This is a genomic window from Empedobacter sp. UBA5036 (genome assembly GCF_002415215.1).
GTDB lineage: Bacteria > Bacteroidota > Bacteroidia > Flavobacteriales > Weeksellaceae > Empedobacter > Empedobacter falsenii_B.
Map to the genome: position 1 here is coordinate 1 of NZ_DICC01000038.1, position 26,187 is coordinate 26,187.

Consider the following 26,187-nt stretch of genomic DNA (forward strand, 5'->3'; position numbering starts at 1 on the left):
CTCAACTCTGTCTAACCATTGGTCGCTTAGTAAAAAGCTATACTTGTTCAATGGAACATTTGAGACTTCATAAAATTCTATGTGGTCACTTTGTATTTGTAAATTATTTAACATTCTTTGCTTTGTCGATCGTATTACAATTAGCTATAACATTATTCTTTACGAAGTAAAATATAGTTTAAATTTCGTTATATTATTCCAAACATACAACAACCATTTCAAAATAAATTACGTTTTCACGTAAATACAAAAAACCTCTCTAAAATCACTTTTAAAGAGGCCTTATTTATACTATTTGTGTTTTTGTACCTAAATTAGTGTTGCGTAACAGTTAGCAATGTTCTGCGACCATGCTTATCTATTCCAAGATTTTTCTTTTATGACTTTCAGAATAGGCGCATCATTAATATTATCAGGTATAATTGGATCATCATCTTCTGTAATTACAACCTTTTCAAAGTCATGAATTCCAATTTCCCATGCATTTTTTATAGTGAGTTCAGTTTTCAATATTCCAAGTTCAATTATAGGTGTCATTTGAAAGCTAGAATCAATATGTGCTGGAATTAGTATGAATTTTTTGTAAGCATCATATCCCTTTAAAAGATTATCTAGGTTTGTGCTATTTTGAGCTTCCATTCGATGAAAACGAGATGATAAAGAAATAAATTGACCATCCACCATTTTACTTTTATCTACTTTTTTACTAATAAATACTTTATACCAAAATGGATTTTTTTTGTCAACACCTTTGATAATTACTATGGAAATTTCTTCATTATTATCGACTTTCCCATATTTATCAATCCACTCATTAAATATTTTTTTTCCGTAATCAATATTCTCGAATGATATTATTAAACCAAAAGGAATATTATATGAAGAAAAGTATCCAAATGCTTTCCATTTGGCATTATCCCATAATTCAGTATTAATAATTGTTTCAGCTTTGATTTTTTTATGGGTTACGTTTTGAAAATTTGGTTTTTCTTTTTCTCCTTTTTCATTTTTTGGTAATTTTTGCAATTCCTTATTTATAGTTATTGGAGACTCTGTTCTTAGTAAATTAAATTCTGATGTATTATTATTTATCCAATCTTGTAAAAAGAATTTAGGATTGTTAGTTAATACATTTGTAAGGAAATTATTATGTTCTATAATTATAGATAATCTTTCATGAACCTCATCTTTTTTAAATAGATTATTTAAGAATTCTTTAATATCCTTAAACATATAATTTCCACCAAGTATTAGAGGAAGTATTTCATCTATAAGATTTTTAAAATTTTCTCCATTATAAATTACTGAATTTTTTAAATGTATTTTGAAATGATTTTTGTTGACAACTTCTAATTTGAAGTTGTCATTTAATTCCGTGTAATCAATATAGATTTTTATATTTTCAGCTATTGGAAAAGCTTCTTCGAATGAAGTTGCTAAAAAAGACTCAAAATATGCAAGAATATTTTCCGCTAAAATTAGTAATTGTGGATTCTGATTAAATATAACTTTAAGCTGAATTCCAAGAATTTGACTTTCAATATGAACTTTTTGAGAGTTTAAGAAATTTGTTTCATAAGCTATTTGCTCAACAAATGGCTGATTTGCACAATTATTAAAGTATTCTGGGAAGTTTTCTTTCCTTAGTGATGTTTTTGTTTCATCTAATTCAATCAAATCTTCGTTACCTAATAGATATAAGGAAGCGTCTTCACTTAACCAAAGTTCATTTGTACTTAAAATCTTTGGTAAATATTTCAAGTTGCCAAATTCTTTGAAATTCAGATTTAATAATCGAACAGACAAACATGAATCTGTAATATGCTCGGTTGATATACTTTCAGAGTTTTTATCTTCAACGTCCTGCTGAAAATATCTTTGTAAAACCAAATAAAGTTCATACCAACATAATAATACAGGTATTCTTCCAATTATTACTTCATTCTTTAGAATTTTCTCAACACTTTTTAGAAATTTAGGGTTTAAGCTTCCAGTTGTAAACCAGTTGTTTGCAAAAATATTAGTTGCAGAAACTAAAGCATTGTATGATGCCCAATAAAGGTCTAATTTTGAATAGGCATTACTTAAAAGTATTAAACAATAGTAAAATTCCGTTTGAGTTTCTTCTTTAGCAAGTTTTCTAGAAGCTTTACCAAAATAGATTAAACTTTCTTTATTTAAATTGTTTTCTAATTTTGCAACCCCTCTCTTTAGATATGTTTGTCCTGATGTTAGGTCAGAAATTCTAACAGCTTCAATTTCTGCAATGACATCAATTAAGTTATCATACTCTTTACTATCAGGTAGTATTTTATTGTAAACCTCTACAAATCCCTTTAATTGCTCAAAAGGGATATCTAAGTGGCTTTTACTTTGTGTAAAATATTCTTTTAGACTTATTAATTCTTTAGAAACAGATGTTTCATTTTCTAATTTCACTCTGATTTGAAAAAATGCTAAATAAAACTTAGCTAGTAGAGATGTTGATGGCTTATTTTGATTATGACTACACTTCGTTAAAAATGATAATAAATCTTGATCTTCTTTTTCATAATCGACTATAAGTACATCTTTAGCTTCTTCAACATTTGATATTGTTTTAAGAATATTGGATAGATTTAGATAAAACTCAATATTGTTAATGTTTGGTTCTAGGTTTACTAATTCTTTTACACTTAAGAATTCATTGTAAAATAATTTGTATTCGTCGTACCAATTGATTAGTGTCCATCCAAGTTGATAATGAATTCTAATTCTTAATTGAATATTATCGAGTTTGTTTGCAAACTTCAAAGCACGTTCAAACTTTCCAATTACTTCCGCTTTTGGAAGCTCTAACATTCTAGAAATTATTGCACTTTCTAGGCAATCTTCGACTAACTGAAAGTCGATTTCAAAAAAACGATTTGGAGAATTAATTTGACTTTCTAATTCTTCAAGTTCTTTAATTCTTTCAGCATCCTTTGATCCAACAATTTTTTCCTCTAAGTATGTTCTTGAAAGATTCAAAGATTCAATTACTTCGTTTAATAATTGATTGCTGTAAACATTTTCTAAAATCCATTCAGCATCCAAAATAATCAATTCTACTTCATATTCTTTTTTAGTTTGGTCTTGAACTTCTTTTTTATTTTTACTAGAAATTTTTTGATTGGAGAAAAAGAATATTTTAGAATAGCCTCTGTTAGTATCAATTATTTTTTTTACATCAGATTTTACTTTTGGCTTCCAAACTGTTTTTGCACTTATTGCAAAAGCCCAATTTTCACTTTCATTCCATTTATTACCGCTTACATACCATCTGTCTGAAATAAAACTAGATACAGGATAGGTTTCTGAATCAGTTTTTCCATCTCCACCACCAGTTGGTCCAACTTGAGGAACTAAATTTGGAGTAATTAATTTTTCGGCAAGTTTTCTACATAAATTTTCAAAACTATCATGCTTTTGATTAGTTGAAATTTGACTTATTTCATAAGCTAATTGTTCTCTTGGTAAAATAGTTTTTGAAACAATTTTTGAATCGGAGAAGAATTCAGGCCTTCGGTTTCTATAAAATTGTGAAGGTGTTGGAAATTTTCGTTCATTCATTCTTGTACGATTGTTGAGTTAGTATGTCGCAAATTTTTCTTATTATTTACGAAATAAATTATAAGAAAAATTTCGTTAAATATTCCCTATATCTACATTTCGTTATATTAATCTCAAATATACAAACAAAACTACATTAAATACCTTATTGTGTAAAAATAAAACCTTGCTAAAAAACACTTAGCGAGGTTATATATTTTATTGTTATTTGTGTTCAGTGATTTCAATTCATCTCATGCCCTCCGGGCAAGACGAAAGCTTAGTTATTAGGCGATGTTGTTATTAATTTCTTTTAAATGTTGTATGGATATATAAATATATTTTGGATTAGAAAATAAACTTCTTTTTCTATCACTCCAATTTTCAAGTTTTTTAGATAATATTTCAATATCATCTGTTTTTAATTGATTTGATAAATAATCTAAACTTGATAGCAATTCTAACGAAAAATCAGAATAAAAACCAGTTAAAAAGTTTGTGGTTTTTACAGCTAATTCCATTAATTCAGGATTACTCTCAACGTGTTTTTTGACATCATCGTATCCATCTGATAGTATAGATATAGGTTCAAATGGTTTTTTATTCATATCGCTATATCCTGAAATATAACTTCCATTAAGTATATTTAATACATATCTAACTTTACCAGAATATGGACCATAAAAATTAGGTTCAAATTTTAGTTTAAAATATTTTTCTCCGCCAAGTCTTTGTAAAAAGTAACAAACTTTTTCACTTGAAAATTCAGATACATATTCACCATTTTTTACTAGATCATACAGTACGTAAAGTAAAAGAGCTCTTGCATCAGTCAGCTTTACTCTTTCTTTTTTTAAATGCTCTTTAATAACAGCATTCGGCTCGTATACAAAAATATCAATATTTAAATTAGATAATTTTTTCTCTATAATATTTTTAACAATACTCCATTCTAGACCTCCATTTCCTGCACCTAATGGAGGAATTGCTATACTCTTAATATTATATTTATTTATTATATTTATTAAATCTGTTAAACCATTCTCGATATATGAATATTCAGATGGTTTTCTCCAACTTTTTTTAGTTGGAAAGTTTATAATTATTTTTTTACCTGAATACGTATTTATATCTTCAAATATGAAAGATTTGCCAATATCTATTCTTCCTTCTTTACAAGCAACTTTATATTCTTTATAATTATTAGGAAATGCTTTTTTAAATTGCAAAGCTATACCTTTACCCATAACACCATCAGTGTTAACAGTATTCACAAGTGCTTGTGCTTCACTATCTAATATGTTTCCTGTTACATATTTTATCATATTCGCAAGTTATTAAAAATATCCATTGGGTATAACTTTTATTTGTAAATCTTTAACACCATATTGAATTAATTTATTTTTAGTGTCTTCATTATAACATCCGAAACCAATAATATTTTCGACATTTATATCTCCGAGAATTAAAAATTCGGCTTGTTTTTTTCTTTTAGTGTTTAAATTTTCGTTTCCTCCCCAATAATTAGACTTTATTGCAGACCAATCTAAAATATTATTTATATTGGTAAATTTACTACTATCATAAAAAGAACTATAATTATTGGTAGCATGTCCATCACTGAAATAATATTCGTGACCAAAACCTATTATACTATCTACAGAACAAGCTAAATATATAATAGATTCAGGAGATGTAGCATTCTCAACAAAATTTCCTCCAATTTGCGCAGTGTAAAGCATTGGCATTCGAATCCCAAAATAGAAAGGTATAAAATTACCTAATGTTATTTTTTGGGGATTTAAATTTAAATAATTACCATTATCAACTGAAACTTTTTTTTGAGAACGATTATCAATTAAAGAAAGATCACCAATGTTTCGGTAGTGGGGGTTACTATTCAAGGAGTTTTTGTGAGTAATACCGTTTTCGAGAATATGTGGGATATTCTCAATGTGTGTCATTCTATATATTATGATATTAGTTTTACTCATTTTAACTTCTAAAAATATTATGAGTAAATATAATTAAAATATTCGATTGATTTTTTTGACTTCGTAGTTTTACATCATCCGTCAACCGATGTGACGCGATTCATAGCATAGCGGAGAATTGCGTCACATCATTGTTTTTCACGAACTAGTATAGCGTTTGTTTCGTAAAAATACACCTATATCTACATTTCGTAAATCAAACTCAAATATACAAATAAAACTATATTGTATACTTTATTGTGTGAAACAAAAAACCTCCTTAAAATCACTTTTAAAGAGGTTGTTATTTATACTATTTTGTGTTTTCATGCCTAAGATTAGAGTTGTGCAACAGTTACCGATATTATACGACGGCTTTTTTAATTATCTTTAAACTCCTCAATAAATTCATTATAGGTTTTAATAATTTCTTCTTTTGTTGTCATTTCATCATATCTATTATTAAAAACCCAACTAAAAAGTTTTTCATTAAGATGATTCTTACATTTGTATCTTTCTTCACCATTTTTATTATCGACTTCTTCAACAACATAAGGTGATACCATTTTTGGATACTTTATTTCTATATAATGACTAAGATTAAAATGATAAAGATAATTAAGGTTTGCATCATCTTTTAGTCTTAACTTGTCATATTTCTTTGGACATGGAATGATTTTTCTTGAGGTACGATTCCATGATTGGGACTTTTTAAGTACTTTAATAAAATTTTCTTGTGATAAAAAATCCTCGCCTGTATTTTCAAGACTAATTTCAATAAAATCTAGATAGTCATTATTTCCAAATTTAAAATCAATAACTCTTGTAATATTATTCTCAATTTTAGAGAAAATAAATTGTGAAAGAGAGGAATTTACGGTATGATTATTTGAATTAATGACTAATAAGCTGTTTTCATAAGTGTATAAATCCTCATAGAAAGGAGCTACATTGGAATTGAAATTTAACCTTATTTTCTTAATATCATTTAATAGAGAAGATAATTCTAAAAAATTATCATTCTGTATTTTTAATTTATATTGTTTCCATTGATTGAATTTTGATATATTGAATATTTTTAATTCATCATTTTCATTATAATAATATTCTAAAAACATACTACCAAACTGTTTATCAGTCTGATTTATAAAAATTTCATCGAAATTATTTGTAATGATTCTGAATGAACTGTCTAATACTTGTTTAAATAATTTACCTGAAGATTCTGATTTAAGCTTGTTTCTATTTAAAGTAAGAATATCATTGGCTTTATCTTTATGAAAATTTACTTCAACTCCTAGAAATAACAATCTATAAAAATCATTTTCTACATATTGATTTTTATAATAACTAGAAATATTGTTCCCAAGATTTATATTTAATTCTAATGAATTTACTTTATCAAAATATTTGAAATAGTTGTTTTCTTTTTCTGTGAAATCAAATATATCACCATTAATAATCAAATTAATTGGGATCATAGATGCATACTCAAAAGAAAAAATTTCGTCAATAATCATTCCGAGGTTAATATCCAAAGATTCATGTGAAAATGGGTCATAATTGTGGGCTATTCTCATAGCATTTTTTTGCTCACCTTTTATTGTCCATCTGGTTGGGACGGCTTCAGTATTATATTTAATCAATAACTTTACTCCTGGTTTTATACTATGGTCAGTTTTCTTTTTTTGAATCAGAATTGCTCCATCTTTTATACTATTGGGACTGTTGAGTTCAATTGTCTGAAATTCTTCATTAAAAAAACTCTTTGTTTCGATAATTACTTCATCCGTCAATAAAAATATGCTTTGAAATCCTATTCCAAATATTCCAGATGGTCTTAACCATTCTGGCATTTGTTCGACAATATTTATCTTTTTCCTATTTTTTGAAGAACTCCCTGTTTTCATTAAAAATTTCAAATCTTCAGTAGAGATTCCAATTCCATTATCATTTACAGTGATTTCCCATTTTTTAATCTTATCTTTTGTTTCTTTTTCAATTATCGATATTTTTATTGGATAGTTTTTTATGATATTCAAGAATTCTTTATCTTGAGGTGATTGAAAACTAAAGTCCTTATTGTGTTCTAACCAAATTCTTATTAATGTAGAATCTACAGCATTTTGAAGAATTTCTCTAAATGATTGATAGGAGTGTTCGTATAAACCTGCTCCTTGAAGTAGTGACAAAGCTTTATCCGTATCGACGGAAAATTTTGGTTTTTGTTTTCCATCCAAATAGTCATAATTTATTAATTCAACTTTTAAATCTCCAATTGTCGGAAGATATCCAAAATCTTTAAACGGAACGATATTATTCCAGTTTATCATTTGTCTACTTATTTCGCTATCTAAATAATTAAACCAATGTTGAGTAATATTTGCAGTGTCATAATCACTACACTTTGCAACTACATCAATTCTTTCATTATCAACTCTAAATGATTCAATTGCAAGATGTTTAGATTTGTGACTAATTGTATCAATAGGTATTTTGCTTAAAGTTCTCAACATTACTTCCGAAAACCTGTTGTTATCCAAATCTAATAAATCCCCAATTCTTAGTAAACAAGCTATAAATCTTGGATGTGCATCTTCAACATCAATTCCTACCTCACAAAATGGTAAATTCATCACATCTTCAAAGTCTTTAGTATGTGATGCGCAAATCTCAGCTAATATTTTAAAGATTCTATTAGGAATAACACCTCGTGGAGTTGTCAGTGATAATTCTGCTGATGGATTAAGAATGATTTCTTTCGATCTGTCCGAATGTTTTCTTCTAAAAAATTCTGCTAAAATAAATTTTATGCCATCATGAAAGTCTAAACTTAAATCATTATGCTTATATTTAATTTTATTGTTTTCAATTTCAAATTTAATTGCAAATTCATGTAAACCATTTTTATTATCATCTTGCAAATCTTTAAAAAAATTTAAAAAGTCATTAGAATTTAGTGCTTCTATAAGTTTTTCACTTGATACTACCATTCCAATGTCATGATTGTAACATGCTTCTAAAATTAACCATATGTCAATAGCAGAAAGTTTTTCGATGTTCTTAAATCCAATGACTCTCACTATATTATTAATTATAGTTTCAGAATGGGTTTCATCATGTAAGCTATAATGAGGAAAAAGATTTGAAACAGCATTTAATGCTGTGGGAATTATTTTCTTGTCATAATTCCAGTGGGCAAATAATATTTCACTTTGTTTTCCTAATGTTTTCGCATATAATAAATTTTCAAGCTCTTTTATCATGGTTATTTATTAAAAATTTGTTAATTTGATTTATTATACAAACTTTGATAAGCTGTTGCAAATCTGATGTGCTTGTTGCACAACACTAAATATAGCAATTTTTCATATCTTGTAGTATGCAAGGACGAAAAGAATTTATTCCTCAACTTTTTTATGAATTAAGTTTAGATCGGCTAGTTCCATCTGATAACTTTTATCGCCAAGTAAATCAAGTATTAGATTTACATTTTCTGTATTGATCCACTCAAAAATATTACGGTACTCAAGGTCAAGAAAGTATAGATCCTGTGGTGTTTTTTAAAATATTGTTAGTGGGTTATTTGAATAATATCAATAGCGACAGAGCATTGATTCGCTATTGTAGCAATTGCTTGGATGTTCGCTTGTTTTTAGGTTATGATCTGAACGAACAATTGCCTTGGCATTCAACCATAAGCCGAACGCGCGCGTTATTTGGCCAAGAAGTTTTCTTGCAATTGTTTCAGTTGGTTTTAAAACTGTGTGTGAATAAAGGCATGGTTTCAGGGAAACGTCAGGCGGTAGACTCTGCCTTTATCAAAGCAAACGCAAGTATGGATTCTCTGGTTGAAAAAGAGGTTCTAAATGATGCTTTTGCTTTTGTGAATGAGTTGGAAGAAAATTCAGAATTCAAAGCATGCAGTGAGTCTAGTCGAACTGTAACATCAACTCGAAAGAAGTTGGTAGAACAACATCATAATTGGAAAAAGGAAGCGTTTAAAGGAATGCCGGGACATGTGAAAACGCTTCAAAAAAATGAAGATGGTGAAGATATTCGTCCAAAGTTTTTAAGTAATCATACCCATTATAGCCCAACAGATCCTGATGCGAAAATCTCGACCAAACCAGGTAAACCACGCCAACTGAACTATGCAGGACAGTTAGCAGTTGATGATAAACACCACGTGATTACAGGCGCTTGTGCTAGTACAGCTGGTAGTAAAGACAGTGCTATCTTTGCAGAAATTATGGATCAAACGATTGAAAATTTTAAACGAAACGAGATTCAAATAGGAGAAGTTTTAGCTGATGCGGGCTATAGTAGCGGTACAAGTTTGCAATATTGTGAAGATCATAACTTAGATGCTTGGATTCCCAACTTTGGACAATATAAACCCGAGCGAGAAGGCTTTATTTTCAATAAAAAAGAAAACCGTTACGAATGTATTCAAGAAGGAGGAAATAAAGCTTTTCTGCCTTTCAAACGAACTTTAACAGACAGCAAAGGCTACGAAAAGAAAAGCTATAGAAGTTCGGAAAAAGATTGTGGACAATGTCCTTTACGAGAAAGTTGTTGTGGAAAAGTAACCAAGTTTAAAAAGTTGGAAGATAGCATTCACAAGCCTTTGTACGATAAAATGCATGAAAAACTCACCCAAAATAAAGCGTATCACCGCAGGTTAGTTAAACGTCGAAGTTCTACAGTAGAACCAGTTTTAGGAACGTTGATTAACTTCTTTAACTTAAAACGAATCAACAGCAGAGGAATGTCTAAAGCCAATAAACATGTACTAATGTCAAGTTTATCTTACAACTTGAAGAAATATCTACGCTTTACAGTCAAAAAATCAAGTGTTTTAGCCCAAGTTATTTATTTAAAACAAGGGAAGAACTACGCTTCTACAAAATCACTCCTTCACTCCTTAAAAAGAGAGTTTTTAAGCAAACCTAATTTTACATTAATATACTTTTCTAAAAATAAACCTCGCTTAAAAAGGCTTAAACGAGGTCATATATTCTGTTTTTTACTGTAAATTGGAGTTGTGCAACAGTTACTGATGATGTACGCAGTTCGTAGCATAGCGGAGAATTGCGTAACATCATGTTATTTTACGAAGATATAATTTATCTTTCGTAAAGTCAACCTCAAATATACAAACAAAACTAAATTGTATACCTTGTTGTGTAAAATAAAAAACCTCCTTAAAATCGGTTTCAAAGAGGTTATAATTTATACTATTTTGTGTTTTATGATTAAAAATGGAGTTCCGCAACAGTTACCGATGTTAGCTGACGTTGCTTTTATCTCTTTTCATTTCTTCTGATTTCATTTTATCCACTAATTCAGTAATTCTCCTTTCATCGAATCCTAATTTTAGTTTATAATGTTCAAAATACTGATTTAATTCATTGTCTAAGTTTTGAGCTTCTTCTATTATGTCGCTAAAATATTTCAACATTTCCTTATTACCAGTTTCAGAATAAAATTTTTGAATCTCAAGTCTGAAATATTTATGTATTAAATAATTCCTTTTATCTAATACATTCTTTAATTGTAGTTTATGTTCATCAGTTAAACCATAATTTTCTTTAATTTCTTGAATTAAAAGCCCCATAGTTTTTCTTGAATTTTCTACTTCATCAATTATTTCATTAACCTCTTTATTAGTTTTTGGTTTGTTTTTGAAAATTCTACTTGTCCAAAGCATTATAGAAAAAGTTTCTTCTAAACAATTTGTAATATAAATAGCTAAACCAAAATAAGCATAAATTAAGCGTACTTTACCATTTTCATCTTCAAGATAATATTCATCTAAAGCTTCTTGATATTTTCCCATAATTTGATAACGTTCGTTTTGGTGCAATGTCAGTTAACGTTTTGGGGCTTTGCGAAGGAGCGGATTAGAAAGACGAAACTTTCAACTTTGCACTAACGTAGCAAAACCATTTTTTTATTTGCTAATTTACATTTTTCCAGCAAATAAAAAATGGTTTTTGCGGGTAAAAAGCATAGATGTCGAATTTGTACTTAACCCGCTCTTTTGCAAAATCCTTGTTATGGGAAGTGCTTATTCGGTTATAAATTGTTCGTAGCTATCAAGTTTCGCTTTGTCAATTTGATAGTTTCCGTTTGCATCTTTGCAGATTATTACGCTATCAAATCCAAGTTCATTCATCTTCTCGATAGTTAAAAGTTCTCCTTCTTTAACTTGAAAAACTCTACGCAATAACCAATCTGAAAGAGCTTTATTGGGATTGGTCATTAAAGCTTTCGAGTTGTCTTGACAAACTTTTGCTGAAAAAACTTCTCCTGTTGGGATTTTTAATTCAAATAATTGGTCTCTTTCAGGGAAGAAATTTGGAAATTGTTTATGGATTTCAGCAGGAATTGGTATATATACCTCTCCAAAATCTCTTTTTCTACCTCCTGCATTCCATTGATTTAATCCGCTTTTTTCAAAGACGAATTTTTCTTTGTTCTTAATTCCATAAAGTGGTAAAATGACATAATTTTCACCACGAACAAATTTATCTGTTGCAGGTTTTAAATCTTTATCTTCAAATAATTCTAAAAGTAAAGTATAAGGGTCTTCTAAAATTTCAATTGGTATTTTAAAAGCATTATCGGGAATATAAAATTTTCTGAAAAGCGTACTTTTTGAATAGTTAAAACTATAAAAATTCTTACCGTCTTCAAATTGTAAACTTGCATAATTTTGTTTTACAGCGTGTATATTTGAAATATCAATTTTATCATAATCTGTTTCAAATAGAACAAGTTCACTATCTTTTCTTGCAACAATATGGTATAAAGAACTTTCAATGTTGTACAAACGATTAGCTAAATCAATTCTTTCATTTCTAAATTCGGCTAATTTGTGAGCCAAATCTTTTCCTTGAAAATCAGCTAAAACCCTTGAAAGTGAGTTGAATTCAGCAACTTTTTCTGTGCTGTTATTTGAATTACAGACGAATGTCTTTAAACCGACACCGATTGAATTATAGTTCGCATCGAATGCTGTATCTGAACGAGATAAATTTCCTGCATCAAAACTTCTACAGAAAATGTTTTCTGCTACACGGTAATTGATAAAAGGAATTGCACTTTCGCTGAAAAGTCCCGAAAGCTTTGAAACTGCTGAAAGCAGTTTCAAATAGTTTCCATTGTTTTCTATATCTATTTCAGCGAATGATTTCACAATACTTTTATAATTTCGTTACTAATTCTTTCGATTAATGGTGTTGTTACAGAATTACCTGCTTGCATATAAAGTTTACTATTTGCAATAGGAGGTAAGATATATTTATCCATTGGATAACCTTGAAATGCAAAACACTCTTTTGGAGTTAATTTTCTTATTCCAAAATCATCTTTTATCAAAGGTACATTATGTCCACCTGCACCCATATTTGCAGTTAATGTAGGACAAACATTGCTTTTGTTTTCTCTTACATAAACTCTACGCCATTGATAAACGGTATCCTTGCTTGTTATAGTTTTAACAAGTTCAGGATAATACTGATGAGTTTCAGGATAATAATATTTATCTTCTTGTTTCTCTTTGTCTAAAATGTCATGAATTGTTTTTGTTAATTTAATTTCTTCTGGAAATTGAAAATTGGCATAATTCGGAACTTGATTCGGGTCGAATGCAACAACAAAAATTCTTTCTCTATTTTGTGGAACATTTGCGTGAGTCATTGTGTTCAAAACTTTATGAAACACTTTGTAACCCAATTTTTCTTCTAAAATTTCAAGAATAACCTTGAAGGTTTTTCCTTTATCGTGAGAAACTAAATTTTTTACATTTTCTAAAAACACAACTTTTGGTTTGTGTTTTTCTATAATTTGTTCTAAGTCAAAAAATAAAGTGCCTCTAGTATCTGAAAATCCTTTTCTAAGTCCCGCAATAGAAAATGCCTGACAAGGGAAACCAGCACATAAAACGTCAAATTCTTTTGGTATATAATTTTTGACTGATTCTTTTGTAATATCTCCAAAAGGAACCTCTCCAAAATTTTCACGATACGTTTTTTGAGCATCTTTATTCCATTCGCTAGTATAAACACATTTCCCACCTACATTTTGCATAGCGATTCTAAAACCACCAATTCCTGCAAATAGGTCGATAAATTTGAACGTGTAATTTTCGGGAGTTGGAAATGGAACATTTTCAACTTCGAATAATAATTGTTGTAATGCTTCTTCCTCTACAACAGAAATTTCATTTTCGTTTTTGTATTCTACATAATTTTTCAGAATACTTAAAGCTTCTTCTTTATAGTATTTTGCAACTCCGTTATGTATATTATGTAGGTAATGAGTTAATACGGCTTTTTCTTCTTCTAAAGGTTCAACAAGCTTAATCTGATAACTTTTGTTATCAAATTCCTCTATGCTTATTTTCTCTTTTATCAACATTCTCTTTTAGCTTACTTATTAATGTTGCAATTTACAAATTAAAATCAAGTTTTGTTGAATTGAGATTTTGAAATCGGATTTTTATTTTTTGTACGGACTTTCAGAAAGCATTTCCCATAACATTGTTTTTTCACGAAACTACTATAGCATTAGTTTCGTATAAATAACAAATATATAAATTAATCTAATTTATAACCATTATTGTGTAAATAAGTAAAGGGCTTCTATATAGAAGCCTTTGTTTATATTAATCTGATGTATTTAAGTAAAATAAAATACTCTGGAGTTAGACAAACCTAAAATTAACTCCAGAGTACTATTACTAACTTTAACAATGCCTACTGGTTAATCTTACTAATTTAGTATATCGCTTTTAAACTAAACGTTTTTATTCACTTAATGTCTTATATTTTTAAAAACTAAAAATCAAGGTTATTCTCTTTAATATATTTCTTAACATCTATTGATATATTAAAAATATTTAATTTATCTTGATTTAATGCATTAGCTAAAATAATTAGTGAATCTAGAGTTGGATTAGCACTTCCGTTTTCAATCGATAATAAAGTATTTTTGGAAAGTCCTTTAGTTTTATCAGCTAATTCTTGTTGTGATATACTTCTATCAATATAATCTGAACTTTTTATATCCTTTCTCAAAGAGGTTAAATAAATACCTAATTTCTCTTTTTCTGTCATTTTATTCTTAGTTAAAAATAAAATTGTAACTATTTGAATAAAATAATGGTACAATATATTGTACTATTCAATTTTAATTTGTACTTTTGAATGTATAAAATTAATACAGAGAATTTTATTAAAATAAATATATAAGCTTAGTCTTATTTTTTCCTGAATAGAAAACTGCCAATTTTCAATAGGAACGGGAAAATAAGTATCTTTGCTCACGTCTTAGGGCGTGGGCTTACTTATTCGTTCCTGGTATGGCAGTACCTCTATTCGGATTTGTAAGTTCCACGCCTTTTTCTTGGTCGTTTCTTCCATTACAAATAGCACTGAACTTCATACAATAAATACACTTGGTTTTATTCCTCTACAAATCAAGTGATATACACTCTCTATAAATATGTGTTTCTTAAAATAGAAATACACAGATGGTTATTCGATTCTACAAGAATTGAAAAGTGATAGAAATAAATTCTCGAAATGACAGAATATTAGAGAAATAATGTGTTAAAAAGTGTTAAATTCCTGTATCGGTGTATATCGAAAATGACACTTTTCTGTATCGGTTGTGTATCCACGCTGTATCCATTCTGTATCCATTGTATATGCGTTCCGTATGGTTTGTTCGAGGTTCGTGTATCGATGTTGAGTTGTAAAATGTAGTATGTATTAAGTAAAAAGTACAGATTAGATGTTAGATTCGAGATTCGAGACGCAAAATTCGAAATTCGAGGTGCGGGATTTGAGAATTTATATGACAATGAATTTGAATATTTAAAAAGAATGATAAAAATCCGACGATTTAGGATCGAAATACAATTCAACTCTAAATTATTGGAATAAAAAAAGTTGAGGTGTTTGAACGAAGTGAGTTATCAACTTTATGGAAATAATTTATTTAGTTGAATCATTGAGAGACTACTGTCGGCATCTTTTTTTGTTTCGTTTTTTTGGATGCTCAAAAAAATGAAAATAAAGAACAAATTTGAAATAAAAAAACAAAACCCCTTTCCCAAAAACAAAGTTGGCGCGATGTACAGGAAAAGGAGTGGCTTTTAAAACTAATGTTGAATTAAAAAACGTATGTAAAATCATGAAAGAGTAAACAGATTCACACTCTATCCCCCGAAGACAACACAAAGAGTATAAATGATCTTCATAAAATGTATTAGTGTTAATTTTTTTCATTTATTAATGTAATTTTTAAAACTTGTCAATATCGGGGGATTTATAAAGGATGCGATTCTGAGACAAGCCCAGAATGACAAAATCCGTTTTTAAAAATGACAACGAATTTGAGTATTGAAAAAGAATGAAGAAAACGTCATATGATTTGGAGGCGAGTGTCAAAAAGTTGAAGAGAATGGTTAAAATGTTTTACTGTTTGCGTAGCAAATGATTTAAAACATTGAATGGCTGAAACTTATTTTGACCGTCGAAAATCAAAGACTTGACTTTTTTGTTTCGTTTTTGTGTCAAGACAAAAATGAAAAGAAGAGATTCTTAAGAGGCTCAGAATGACAAAATCTATAAAACGTTAAGCGTAAAACATAACAAAAACCTATGCTTCTATTGTGGTTAAAGATAGAATTGATAAAAAACACGTAAAACGTTAAGCGTATCACATAAACCGTAAAAACAAAACCCCTTTCCCAAAAACAAAGTTGGCGCGATGTACAGGAAAAGGAGTGGCTTTTAAAACTAATGTTGAATTAAAAAACGTATGTAAAATCATGAAAGAGTAAACAGATTCACACTCTATCCCCCGAAGACAACACAAAGAGTATAAATGATCTTCATAAAATGTATTAGTGTTAATTTTTTTCATTTATTAATGTAATTTTTAAAACTTGTCTATATCGGGGGATTTATAAAGGATGCGATTCTGAGACAAGCCCAGAATGACAAAATCCGTTTTTAAAAATGACAACGAATTTGAGTATTGAAAAAGAATGAAGAAAACGTCATATGATTTGGAGGCGAGTGTCAAAAAGTTGAAGAGAATGATTAAGATTATTCATTTTTTTTCTTGATAAAAAAAACGAATCAAAAAAAATCAAGTCCGTGCTTACAAGTCGGTCAATAACGGCTATTCGCTAAATGCTTTAAATCATTCGCATATGAAATGCGAACAGTAAATCATTTTTAACTCTCACTACGCCGAATTGACGCTCGACTTTTCAGCAATGACGGTTTTGAAATTTGTTGTTAAAAGTGGATTTGAATATTGAAAAAGGATGAAAAAAAATGTCATATGATTTGGAGGCGAGTGTCAAAAAGTTGAAGAGAATGGTTAAAATGTTTTACTGTTTGTGTAGCAAATGATTTAAAACATTGAATGGCTGAAACTTATTTTGACCGTCGAAAATCAAAGACTTGATGTTTTGTAATCACATACTCTGTTAGCACAGACTTTGCATTAAGGTAAAAGTTAGAAGAAAAAAAATAGAAAGATTCTGCACTTCGAGTGCCTCAGTGCCCATGTTTAGAATGGTAGAAAATAATATTCACCACATAGATACATAGAACTGAATGATGAAAAATAAAGAGCAATAGAGAAGATAAATCTATTAAACATAGTTAGCAGCTCGCTATGTTTCTGTTTACTGAACTATGGAATCTCTAAAATAAAAAAAGATAAAAACCTATGTTTCTATTGTGGTTAAAAAATAACTTATAACGTAAAAAAAATAAAACCTCCTTTCCCTAAAACAAAGTTGGCGCGATGTACAGGAAAAGGAGTGGCTTTTAAAACTAATGTTGAATTTTAAAAAACTATTGTAAAATTATGAAAAAATTTTACTTCAAACTCAATAGGCATATAATAAGTGTGCTATTGGGATTGTTTTGTGCAACACCTATGTTGGCACAAACAGGAAAAACCGTGACTGGAACGGTAAAAGAACTACAAGTCCCACTGGTGGGCGTAATGGTAAAAGAGGAGGGAACCGATAATTCCACCTTTACCGATGATAATGGAAACTATTCGTTGACTTTACAACAGGATGATGCTAAATTAATTTTTGAGCAATTGGATTTCCCTATTCGAGAAGAAGCAGTGTTGAATAGAAGTGTGATCAATGTACGTTTCACAAAAGAAGACAACGGGATTCAGCTGAAAGATGTGGTGATCAATGCAGGATACTACTCCGTAAAAGACAAAGAACGAACGGGGTCAATTGCACGTGTAACGGCTAAAGAAATTGAGAATCAGCCTGTGAATAATGTGTTAGATGCCTTGCAGGGTAGAGTTGCAGGTTTAGAAATTACGCCAACTACAGGAACAGCAGGTGGTGGTTATACCATTCGGTTAAGAGGACAGAATAGTATAAGTGCGGGGAATGATCCATTGTTTATAATAGATGGGGTTCCGTTTGATATGAATTCTATGTCTTACACCAGTATCTCCAATACCGTAATGCCCAATTCAAACATTAATCCGTTAAATTCTATCGATCCAAAATCAATAGAGAAGATTGAAGTTTTAAAAGACGCGGATGCTACTGCTATTTATGGTTCGCGTGGTGCAAATGGGGTGATTTTGATAACGACTAAAAAGGGACAAAAGAGAAAAACTACATTTAATATAGATTCTTCAATTAGTGTCAATTCCATTACAAAAAAAGTAAATCTTCTAAATACAGAACAATACCTCATGATGCGAAAGAAAGCATTTGCAAATGATGGGATTACAAACTACCCAACAAATGCGTATGATATTAATGGAGCATGGGATCAAACGCGATACACCGATTGGCAAAAAGTACTAATAGGGAATACTGGTACAACCAATAATACAAGACTAAATATTATGGGTGGTGATGAGCAAACAAGTTTTATGATTGGCACCAATTTTATGAAAGAAACTTCTGTTTTATATGGGGATTATAGCTATAAAAAACTGAATGCCTTTGTCAATCTTAATCATTCTTCTAAAAACAATAGATTTAAAGTAGGTACTGTCCTAATTTATGGAGATGATAACAATGTATTACCAATAGAAAACTTAGCGCGTACAGCTAAAAAATTAGCTCCCAATGCACCCGCTTTATTCGATGAAAATGGAAATCTAAATTGGGAAAATAATACATGGACAAACCCTATAGCATCTACTTATAGTACCTATCGTAGTCATGCAAATGTGTTGAATACCAGCTTTAATATGAGCTATGCTTTAACGGATCAATTAACATTTAAAACGAATTTAGGTTACAATCATTCAATTTTAAAAGATAAAAGTTTCAATCCACATACAGTAAGAAATCCTGTGTATGGTAATACAAGTGCTGATAGTAGTGTCATAATGAATGAGAATGAAAAAGAAGTATGGTCAATAGAACCGCAATTGGATTATCATCTTAGTTGGACAAATAGTGAAATTACCTTGAATGTAGGAGCAACTTTTATGATGAACGAACAAAATCAGTTGGTTACAAGAGGAGTTGGCTTCGCAGATAATGCACTAATGAATGTGAGGAGCGCAGCAAAAACATTTCAATTTCTGCAAGATATTTCTTCACAGTATAAATACAATGCGATCTATGGACGATTTAATTACAGTTTGTATCAAAAATATATTCTTAATCTTACAGCAAGAAGAGATGGATCAAGTCGATTTGGAGAAGCCAATAAACTAGCGAATTTTGGTGCAATAGGCGCTGCTTGGATTTTTTCGAAAGAACATTTTTTGAGTGATCAATCGTGGTTGAGTTTCGGAAAATTGAGAGGGAGTTATGGAATTACTGGAAACGATCAAATAGGGGATTATCAGTATTTGAGTACATATTCTATAAAACAAGATGGTTATGATGGAACAACTTATTTAACACCTTCTCGTTTACATAATCCGAATTTTTCATGGGAAAAAAATCGAAAGATAGAAGGAGCAATAGAATTGGCTTTTCTGAAAAATAGATTAAATCTTGAAGTAAACTATTACCACAATCAATCCAATAATCAGCTAATAGGCTATTCGTTACCTGCTACAACAGGGTTTAAAACAATTCAAGCAAATTTGGATGCAGTAGTGGTTAATAAAGGATTAGAAATTGCGATCCATTCAACCAATATTAAGAAAGATAAATGGCAATGGGAAACATCCTTTTTAATTACATTTCCAAAGAATAAATTAAAAGCGTTCGAAAATCTAGCTCAATCCAGTTATAGCAATCAATATGTTATTGGGCAATCTATAAATATCACAAAGCTATACAATTATATAGGGATAAACCCTGTAAATGGAACTTATATGTTCGAGGATTATAACAATGATGGAAAAATAAGTAGTGCCGATGATCGTAGAATATATACGGATTTCAATCCCAAATGGTACGGAAGTTTAGGAAATACCATTCGTTATAACAATTGGAATCTTGAGGTACTTTTTCAATTCTCGAAAAAGAAAGCCTACAACGAACTGCATACGTTAAATGCAGCAGGTACATTCTTTAATCAACCTACATCGGTTCTAGATGAAGGACGTACGCAAATTTATACAACAGGCTCTAATACAAATGCTGTTGTTGCTCAAAATTATTTTTATACAAGTACTGGAGTTGTAAGTGATGCTTCTTTTGTGAGGTTAAAATCACTCTCGATAAACTACAATGTTCCTCTTAAGAAAAATTATAAAGTCGCTTTATATGCACAAGGTTTTAATCTGCTAACGCTTACGAATTATAAAGGAGGCGATCCCGAACAAATTGAAGATTTTTTACCTCCATTAAAACGTATCGCATTTGGAACAACTATCTCATTTTAAAAAATTGAAACCATGAAGAATAATAGAACAATATATGTGATGAATAGATTCATCCTATTGAATGCCATATTCACATTGGCTGCTTGTAATGATTGGATTGAAACTGATGATCCTAAGGGAGAAATAAAAATTGAAAAGGTTTACAACAACGAGCAAACTGCTAATGCAGCAGTTGCGAGTATTTACAAAGACATGAAAAATGATGGTTTGTTGTCGGGAAGTACAAATGGATCAAGCGTATTATTTAGTTTGTATGCAGATGAACTTGATTTTTATGGTTCTACGAGCAATAACCTTTCAATGTTTCATTCCCATCAATTATTGCCTTCTAATACACTTGTAACGTCTATATGGGCAAATAATTATAGAATTATTTATGAAACAAATTTAGCTATAGAGGCATTAAATAATTCAACGAATTTATCCCTTGAGTTAAAAAATAAATTGATAGCAGAAGTGTTGTTTATTAGAGCATTTACGCATTTTAATTTGATGAATGTATATGGTAAAATACCCTATATCACTACATCTAATTATCAAATCAATCGATATGTTTACCGTGATGAAATAAAGATTGTTTACGATAATATCGAAAAAGATTTGCTCCAAGCAAAAGGTTTATTGGTAAATAATGTGGCGTCTACTGCGAGTAACAGAGCAACTATATATGCAGTGTCAGCCCTATTAAGTAAGGTGTACTTATACCAAGAAAAATGGGATAAAGTAGTGAGTGAATCGCAAGGAATTGTTCAAAATCAGAACTTTTCATTTCAACAACCAATAGAAAATCAATATAAAAAAGAAAGCAAGTCTACAATATTTCAATTTTCATCGACCATAAATGGTGAAAATACGTTAGAAGGATCATATTTTATTATTAATAGCGGACCTCCAACTCGGGTAGCTTTACGACAAGATTTTATAAACCTGTTTAATCCACTCGATAAAAGGTTACAATTTTGGACAAAGAAAGTAAGCAATACAACAAATACACAATCTTGGTATATACCGTATAAATATAAAGAAAATGCAAATACAGGTTCAAGCAAAGAGTTTTCTATTGTATTTGGTTTGTCAGAAATAATCTTGATGAGAGCAGAAGCTTATTTACATACAAATGAATTGGCATTGGCAGTAAAAGAAATTAATATCATTCGAGAGAAAGCAGGGTTAAATCAGTTTAATTCTTCTAATCCAAATGAGATTCAAAAAGAACTTATACTTCAAAGAAAACTAGAATTGTTTACAGAACATGGAAACAGATGGTTTGATTTGAAACGTTGGAAAATAGCCGAGGAAACTCTAAAACCTATAAAATCAAATTGGAAACCAAGAGATTTAATTTTACCAATTCCAGAAAACGAATTATTGATTAATCCTAATCTAAATCCTCAAAACGATGGCTATTAAATATGTCAATTCAATACTAGTTATACTGTTTGTCTGTTTGGGATACTTTTCAAAAGCGCAAGAGATTCAAAAAACTTCGAATTGGACAAAACATACTTTATTTACAGACGTAAGTAGCGATGGAAAGTGGGTTGTTGTAAATGATATGCAAGATAAAAATAATGTTATACTTATACAGACAGAATCAGGTGTTAGAAAAGAATTGGGTTCAATCATTCTTTTGAAATTTTTGAAAAATAATGATATACTATCTTTTGTTGATGATAAATCAAATTTGCATCTAATTGATTTAAAAACATTAAAAACAATCTTGCAAGTTGAGGTACTACATAAAAGATATTTTACAAATCATGATCAAACGATAATTTCATACCTAAGAAAGGGCGAAAAAGAGAAAAAAGATTTACAGTTACTTGATTTGAAGAGTAACAAGTCATATACGATACACGATGTAGAAAACTACCAGTGGCATCCCGTCAAAGATGATTTAATTTTTCTAACATCAAATACGGATTCTAATACTAAAACATTAAAAAAATGGAAATCGGGTTCAGAAAATCAGCAGTCTCTCTTTATAAGCCCAAAAAATGAAGTAAAGATATTAGGATGGCAAAGCGATCAAAAAAGTATACTTCTACTAGAAAACACGGTTGACGGAGGGATACTTTACACGATTAATACCCAAAATAAGGAGGTAAAATCTTTGGCTTGTAAAACATTATTTTCTGATGAGGTAGTTCGTAAAATAAATGGTTTTGATACTACTAGTGATCGTAACGGAATAGTCTTTTTTAATGTAGATATCGTAAAGAGTAAAAATGATAATTACAGTATTTGGGATACCCAAGATGCTTTAATCGCACCTAGAAAAGCTGTTGCTGAAGAATATGTTTTGAATAAACAGAGCATAAGATGGGATACAAAAACGAATGAATTTTCTATCATTACTTCAAATAAATTGAATGCTGTTATCATTAAACCTAATTTTAATTATGCATTAGCGTATGACTTTTTAGAAAATGAACCTTCTACAGAACAATATACTGTTGCCGATTTATACCTAAAAAATTATGAAAAAGGAGAAGAGAAGTTAATTGTTCCTGCACATTATTTTTCTTACGACTATCTTTCGTTTTCGCCGAGTGGAAAATATATCATGTATTTTAAAGATAAAAAATGGTGGGGATATGATACAGAAAATGATAAGTACTTTGATATCACCATACCATCAAATTATTCTTTATATAAAACAAACGATATGTATTATAAACATCCAACACCATATGGAGTAGAAGGGTGGTCTATAAATGAAAATGAAGTGTTTGTGTATGATGAGTTTGATATTTGGATGTATGATATAAAAAATGGTACTGCTAAAAGGTTAACAGCTACTAATGGGGATATAAGTTATAGATTTAATAAAAAAGAACGAAAAAATACCTCTCACATTGATATCAATCAAAAGTTGATGTTAGATCTATCGACCAAAGATGAGCAAAATGGTTTTGCTTTTTTTGAAAAAGGTAAAATTGTGCCAATTGTCTTAGAATCCTATACAATTGAAAATACTGTATGCATTAACAAACGAACGTGTTTTTTTAAGAAGTTTAGGTATAACTTATCTCCAGTTATCGAACGTATAGATTTGGCTACGAAAAAAAGAAAGATAGTATATCAAAGTAACCCCGATTTGGCAAAGTTAGATTTAGGTATAAGTGAAAGTATAGAATACAAGAACATAAAAGGAAACAAATCGAAAGGGATTTTACTTTACCCAACTAATTTTAATCCTACCAAGCAATATCCTGTTATTTACTATATATACGAGAATATGACGTATAAAGTAAATCAGTTTGCAAGTCCAACAAAACATACGGAGGACGGTTTTAACATTCTTAATTATATATTGGATGGGTATTTTGTTTTTTTACCCAATTTAGATTATCAAATAGGAAATTTAGGTGAATCAATTGTCGTGAATATAGAAAATAGTGTAGAAGAACTAGCAAGTCGATCTTATATTGATAAGAATAGATTAGGACTAATAGGGCATTCGTTTGGTGGTTATGAAGCGGCATTTATAGCAACGCATTCCAATTTGTTTAAGGCAATTGTAGCGGGTTCTGGCGTGATGGATTTGGTTTCTTGGTCGCATGATGTACAATGGGAAGGTTGGTTTAGAGAGCAAGCATGGAGGTTAGAAAGTCAGCAGTTTCGAATGAAAGATAGTTATTATACGGATAAAAATAACTATATAAGAAACTCACCTTTCTATCAGGTGGAAAACATGAAAACACCTTTATTGTTGTGGGCTGGTAAATCTGATTATAATATAAATTGGTATCAAAGCATATATATGTATATGGCAATGAAAAAATTAAATAAAGAAGGTAAATTGATTTTATTTAATAACGATGGTCATTATTTAACTCGTAAAGAGAATCAAGAAATGTTATATAATTCAATCTTAAGTTGGTTTAATACATATTTAAAATAAGAGAAAGGAGCTATTACGCTCCTTTCCTTTAAATTATGGTTGCCAATGCATCAAGTTTTGACTACATTGAGTACCATTTTTAAATTCAAATACTTCTTGAGAACCAATTGTACAACTTACAGTTCCTATGTTATTGCAAGTGGCATCTACCTGTTCACATTCTTCTAAATCATTGTAAATATATGCAGTTGCATACCCTGTAGATTCGTTAGAAGATTTCCCTTCAGTGGCAAATGCAAAAGCAACAGCCATCATTCCTACCCCAATTGGTAGCGTTTTTCTTAGAAAATTTGTTTTCATTTTGTATAATTTTAATGTGGTGACTTACTCTATTATACAGGTTTTCAGTCTTCCCCTGCGTTGCGCAACGATTTATTTTTTTAATTGGTAACGATAGATTTCATCATCAATTACAGCGAAAACAGAGTTTTGGTATATTTTAAAATCCCTAAGTTGTTGTTTAGGTTTATGATAGAGGTAAAAACTGTGGAGATAATGGTTGTTTACGAGATCATATACATCTATGATGCTTGCACTTTGGTGTTCTTCTTCAAAATTTCCCAGTCGTTTGCTGTGGATGTAGAGATAATCACCATAGGTAGCTATCGTTTCATTCACTCGAATTGTCTTTGGACCTAATCGATAGTTTTGGTCTTTTTTATAAAAAGCAACATCAAGTTCTGGTTCATTTAAAGAATCGATGCTTTTCATAACATTTTTTTCATTCATCATAGAATCAAGGATGATAATTTCATTTTTATAATAATAGACATATAAAAAAATCTGATGTTGTTCATTCCAAATGAGTAATCCATCCAAATCAAATGCTCCATTTTGTTGGCTTTTTAGAGTTGTATCGTTTATTTTTAGTTGAAATCCATCCACTGTTTTATACAATATAGCGAGTGCTGTTTGTTTAGTTTTTTGACTTGTTACAGAAAGACCAAAATGATCATCTTTTCCAGGAACATATTGATTGTAATAAGCATTATCAATAGTTTCAAGAGAAGTCGTGTAATCATATAATATTCCTTTTTCTATAATTCCTACTGTTCCATCCCCTAAGTAGAAATAAGGGGAGTTAACGTATGTTATTATTCGTTTATAAGGGAGTAGCTCATTTTTTATTTTGATCCGATTATTAGTCACATTTTGTGTATGATAATCATAAGTTCTAAGAAATAAAGGAGCATTAGGATGAGCTAAATAAGCATAGCAACTATCAATACCTGCTATATAATATCCTGTGGATTCTAGATTGAGTGTAGTTAGTTTTTCTGCAAAATGCGGAATGTATTTACGTGTAAAAGCATTATTATATTGAGATTTTTTTTCAGATAAACCGTATATAATGGTTACACTAACAACTCCGATTATTGTAAGAGTAGTTTGTTCAATTATATAGCCTCTCCATGTTTGAGAGGATTTTGCTATTCTAATGCCAATTAGAGCCAAACATACAAATACGATATTAAAAATCAAATGTTCCGTCCATCCCATCTTTTCTAAAACTCCACCACAAGAACAAGGAGTAAACGCCGTGAAATGTAGAATAATGACAATATAAGTAGTGAACATCACCATTAAAAAAAGTGAAATTTGTAAGGCTAATTTTCTAGTTCGCTCAAACATCAAGAAAACTGCTGTTACAAGTTCTATAGCAATAATTCCATACGATATAGGAATCGCATAACTTGCTAATAAGGGCGATTGTCCTAACTGAGTTTGAAAAGTTTCAAAATCCATCAGTTTACTCACCGCTGCATAAATAAACAAAACAATAAATAGGTAGCAAATGAGCGTTTGTATAAACGGTGCAATTTTTCTCATCTTTTAGTATTTCGCGGGTTCAGAAAACTAATG

The 26,187-nt window shown here is 29.8% G+C and carries 13 protein-coding genes and 1 pseudogene; 4 read left to right on the plus strand and 10 right to left on the minus strand.

The features are described from left to right. Window positions 1-354: 354 nt before the first annotated feature. The 4 genes from B4J88_RS06775 to B4J88_RS06790 form a co-directional block, all read right to left on the minus strand. Window positions 355-3,591: a hypothetical protein gene (locus B4J88_RS06775; RefSeq protein WP_291066972.1), complete on the minus strand. Its 3,237-nt coding sequence runs from the start codon at window positions 3,589-3,591 to the stop codon at window positions 355-357. Between the two features lie 266 nt (window positions 3,592-3,857). Beyond that, complete coding sequence (darG, locus tag B4J88_RS06780) at window positions 3,858-4,895, minus strand: type II toxin-antitoxin system antitoxin DNA ADP-ribosyl glycohydrolase DarG (RefSeq protein WP_291066974.1); 1,038 nt, start codon at window positions 4,893-4,895, stop codon at window positions 3,858-3,860. 12 nt (window positions 4,896-4,907) lie between these two features. Beyond that, window positions 4,908-5,564, minus strand: coding sequence for a type II toxin-antitoxin system toxin DNA ADP-ribosyl transferase DarT (darT, locus tag B4J88_RS06785; RefSeq protein WP_291066975.1), 657 nt, complete (start codon window positions 5,562-5,564; stop codon window positions 4,908-4,910). A gap of 359 nt (window positions 5,565-5,923) precedes the next feature. Beyond that, entirely contained in the window at window positions 5,924-8,809 is a 2,886-nt protein-coding gene (locus B4J88_RS06790; RefSeq protein ID WP_291066977.1) for an HD domain-containing protein, read from the minus strand. A 116-nt stretch (window positions 8,810-8,925) separates the two neighbouring features. Between B4J88_RS06790 and B4J88_RS06795 the strand changes: the two are divergent. Next, window positions 8,926-10,581, plus strand: a pseudogene (locus B4J88_RS06795) (IS1182 family transposase). Window positions 10,582-10,833: 252 nt separating this feature from the next. On the opposite strand, the gene B4J88_RS06800 reads toward B4J88_RS06795, so the two are convergent. From B4J88_RS06800 to B4J88_RS06815, 4 genes are all read right to left on the minus strand, one after another. Further along, entirely contained in the window at window positions 10,834-11,385 is a 552-nt protein-coding gene (locus B4J88_RS06800) for a hypothetical protein (RefSeq protein ID WP_291066979.1), read from the minus strand. Window positions 11,386-11,616: 231 nt separating this feature from the next. Beyond that, a complete protein-coding gene (locus B4J88_RS06805; protein ID WP_291066981.1) occupies window positions 11,617-12,747 on the minus strand; it encodes a restriction endonuclease in 1,131 nt (376 codons plus the stop codon). Beyond that, complete coding sequence (locus B4J88_RS06810) at window positions 12,744-13,970, minus strand: DNA cytosine methyltransferase (protein ID WP_291066983.1); 1,227 nt, start codon at window positions 13,968-13,970, stop codon at window positions 12,744-12,746. Before B4J88_RS06810 ends, B4J88_RS06805 begins: the two co-directional genes overlap by 4 nt. 419 nt (window positions 13,971-14,389) lie before the next feature. After that, a complete protein-coding gene (locus B4J88_RS06815) occupies window positions 14,390-14,668 on the minus strand; it encodes a helix-turn-helix domain-containing protein (protein ID WP_038330393.1) in 279 nt (92 codons plus the stop codon). Window positions 14,669-17,516: 2,848 nt separating this feature from the next. On the opposite strand from B4J88_RS06815, the gene B4J88_RS06820 reads away from it, so the two are divergent. The 3 genes from B4J88_RS06820 to B4J88_RS06830 are packed head-to-tail and all read left to right on the plus strand — an operon-like array spanning window position 17,517 to window position 24,324. Beyond that, window positions 17,517-20,417, plus strand: a complete 2,901-nt coding sequence (locus B4J88_RS06820) for a SusC/RagA family TonB-linked outer membrane protein (RefSeq protein ID WP_291066985.1) — start codon at window positions 17,517-17,519, stop codon at window positions 20,415-20,417. Between the two features lie 12 nt (window positions 20,418-20,429). Beyond that, a complete protein-coding gene (locus B4J88_RS06825; RefSeq protein ID WP_038330397.1) occupies window positions 20,430-21,827 on the plus strand; it encodes a RagB/SusD family nutrient uptake outer membrane protein in 1,398 nt (465 codons plus the stop codon). After that, window positions 21,817-24,324, plus strand: a complete 2,508-nt coding sequence (locus B4J88_RS06830; RefSeq protein ID WP_038330399.1) for a S9 family peptidase — start codon at window positions 21,817-21,819, stop codon at window positions 24,322-24,324. Before B4J88_RS06825 ends, B4J88_RS06830 begins: the two co-directional genes overlap by 11 nt. 33 nt (window positions 24,325-24,357) lie before the next feature. Here B4J88_RS06830 and B4J88_RS06835 read toward each other — a convergent pair whose 3' ends face one another. Both B4J88_RS06835 and B4J88_RS06840 read right to left on the minus strand, forming a co-directional pair. Then, window positions 24,358-24,624, minus strand: a complete 267-nt coding sequence (locus B4J88_RS06835; protein ID WP_147279993.1) for a DUF6520 family protein — start codon at window positions 24,622-24,624, stop codon at window positions 24,358-24,360. A 72-nt stretch (window positions 24,625-24,696) separates the two neighbouring features. Continuing rightward, window positions 24,697-26,154, minus strand: coding sequence for a DoxX family protein (locus B4J88_RS06840; RefSeq protein WP_286496313.1), 1,458 nt, complete (start codon window positions 26,152-26,154; stop codon window positions 24,697-24,699). Window positions 26,155-26,187: the final 33 nt, after the last annotated feature.

Bases quoted from the DNA above. Each gene is read 5' to 3' on its own strand.
- B4J88_RS06775 (WP_291066972.1), bottom strand. From the start codon at position 3,591: ATGAATGAACGAAAATTTCCAACACCTTCACAATTTTATAGAAACCGA.
- darG (WP_291066974.1), bottom strand. From the start codon at position 4,895: ATGATAAAATATGTAACAGGAAACATATTAGATAGTGAAGCACAAGCA.
- darT (WP_291066975.1), bottom strand. From the start codon at position 5,564: ATGAGTAAAACTAATATCATAATATATAGAATGACACACATTGAGAAT.
- B4J88_RS06790 (WP_291066977.1), bottom strand. From the start codon at position 8,809: ATGATAAAAGAGCTTGAAAATTTATTATATGCGAAAACATTAGGAAAA.
- B4J88_RS06800 (WP_291066979.1), bottom strand. From the start codon at position 11,385: ATGGGAAAATATCAAGAAGCTTTAGATGAATATTATCTTGAAGATGAA.
- B4J88_RS06810 (WP_291066983.1), bottom strand. From the start codon at position 13,970: ATGTTGATAAAAGAGAAAATAAGCATAGAGGAATTTGATAACAAAAGT.
- B4J88_RS06815 (WP_038330393.1), bottom strand. From the start codon at position 14,668: ATGACAGAAAAAGAGAAATTAGGTATTTATTTAACCTCTTTGAGAAAG.
- B4J88_RS06820 (WP_291066985.1), top strand. From the start codon at position 17,517: ATGTTGGCACAAACAGGAAAAACCGTGACTGGAACGGTAAAAGAACTA.
- B4J88_RS06825 (WP_038330397.1), top strand. From the start codon at position 20,430: ATGAAGAATAATAGAACAATATATGTGATGAATAGATTCATCCTATTG.
- B4J88_RS06830 (WP_038330399.1), top strand. From the start codon at position 21,817: ATGGCTATTAAATATGTCAATTCAATACTAGTTATACTGTTTGTCTGT.
- B4J88_RS06835 (WP_147279993.1), bottom strand. From the start codon at position 24,624: ATGAAAACAAATTTTCTAAGAAAAACGCTACCAATTGGGGTAGGAATG.
- B4J88_RS06840 (WP_286496313.1), bottom strand. From the start codon at position 26,154: ATGAGAAAAATTGCACCGTTTATACAAACGCTCATTTGCTACCTATTT.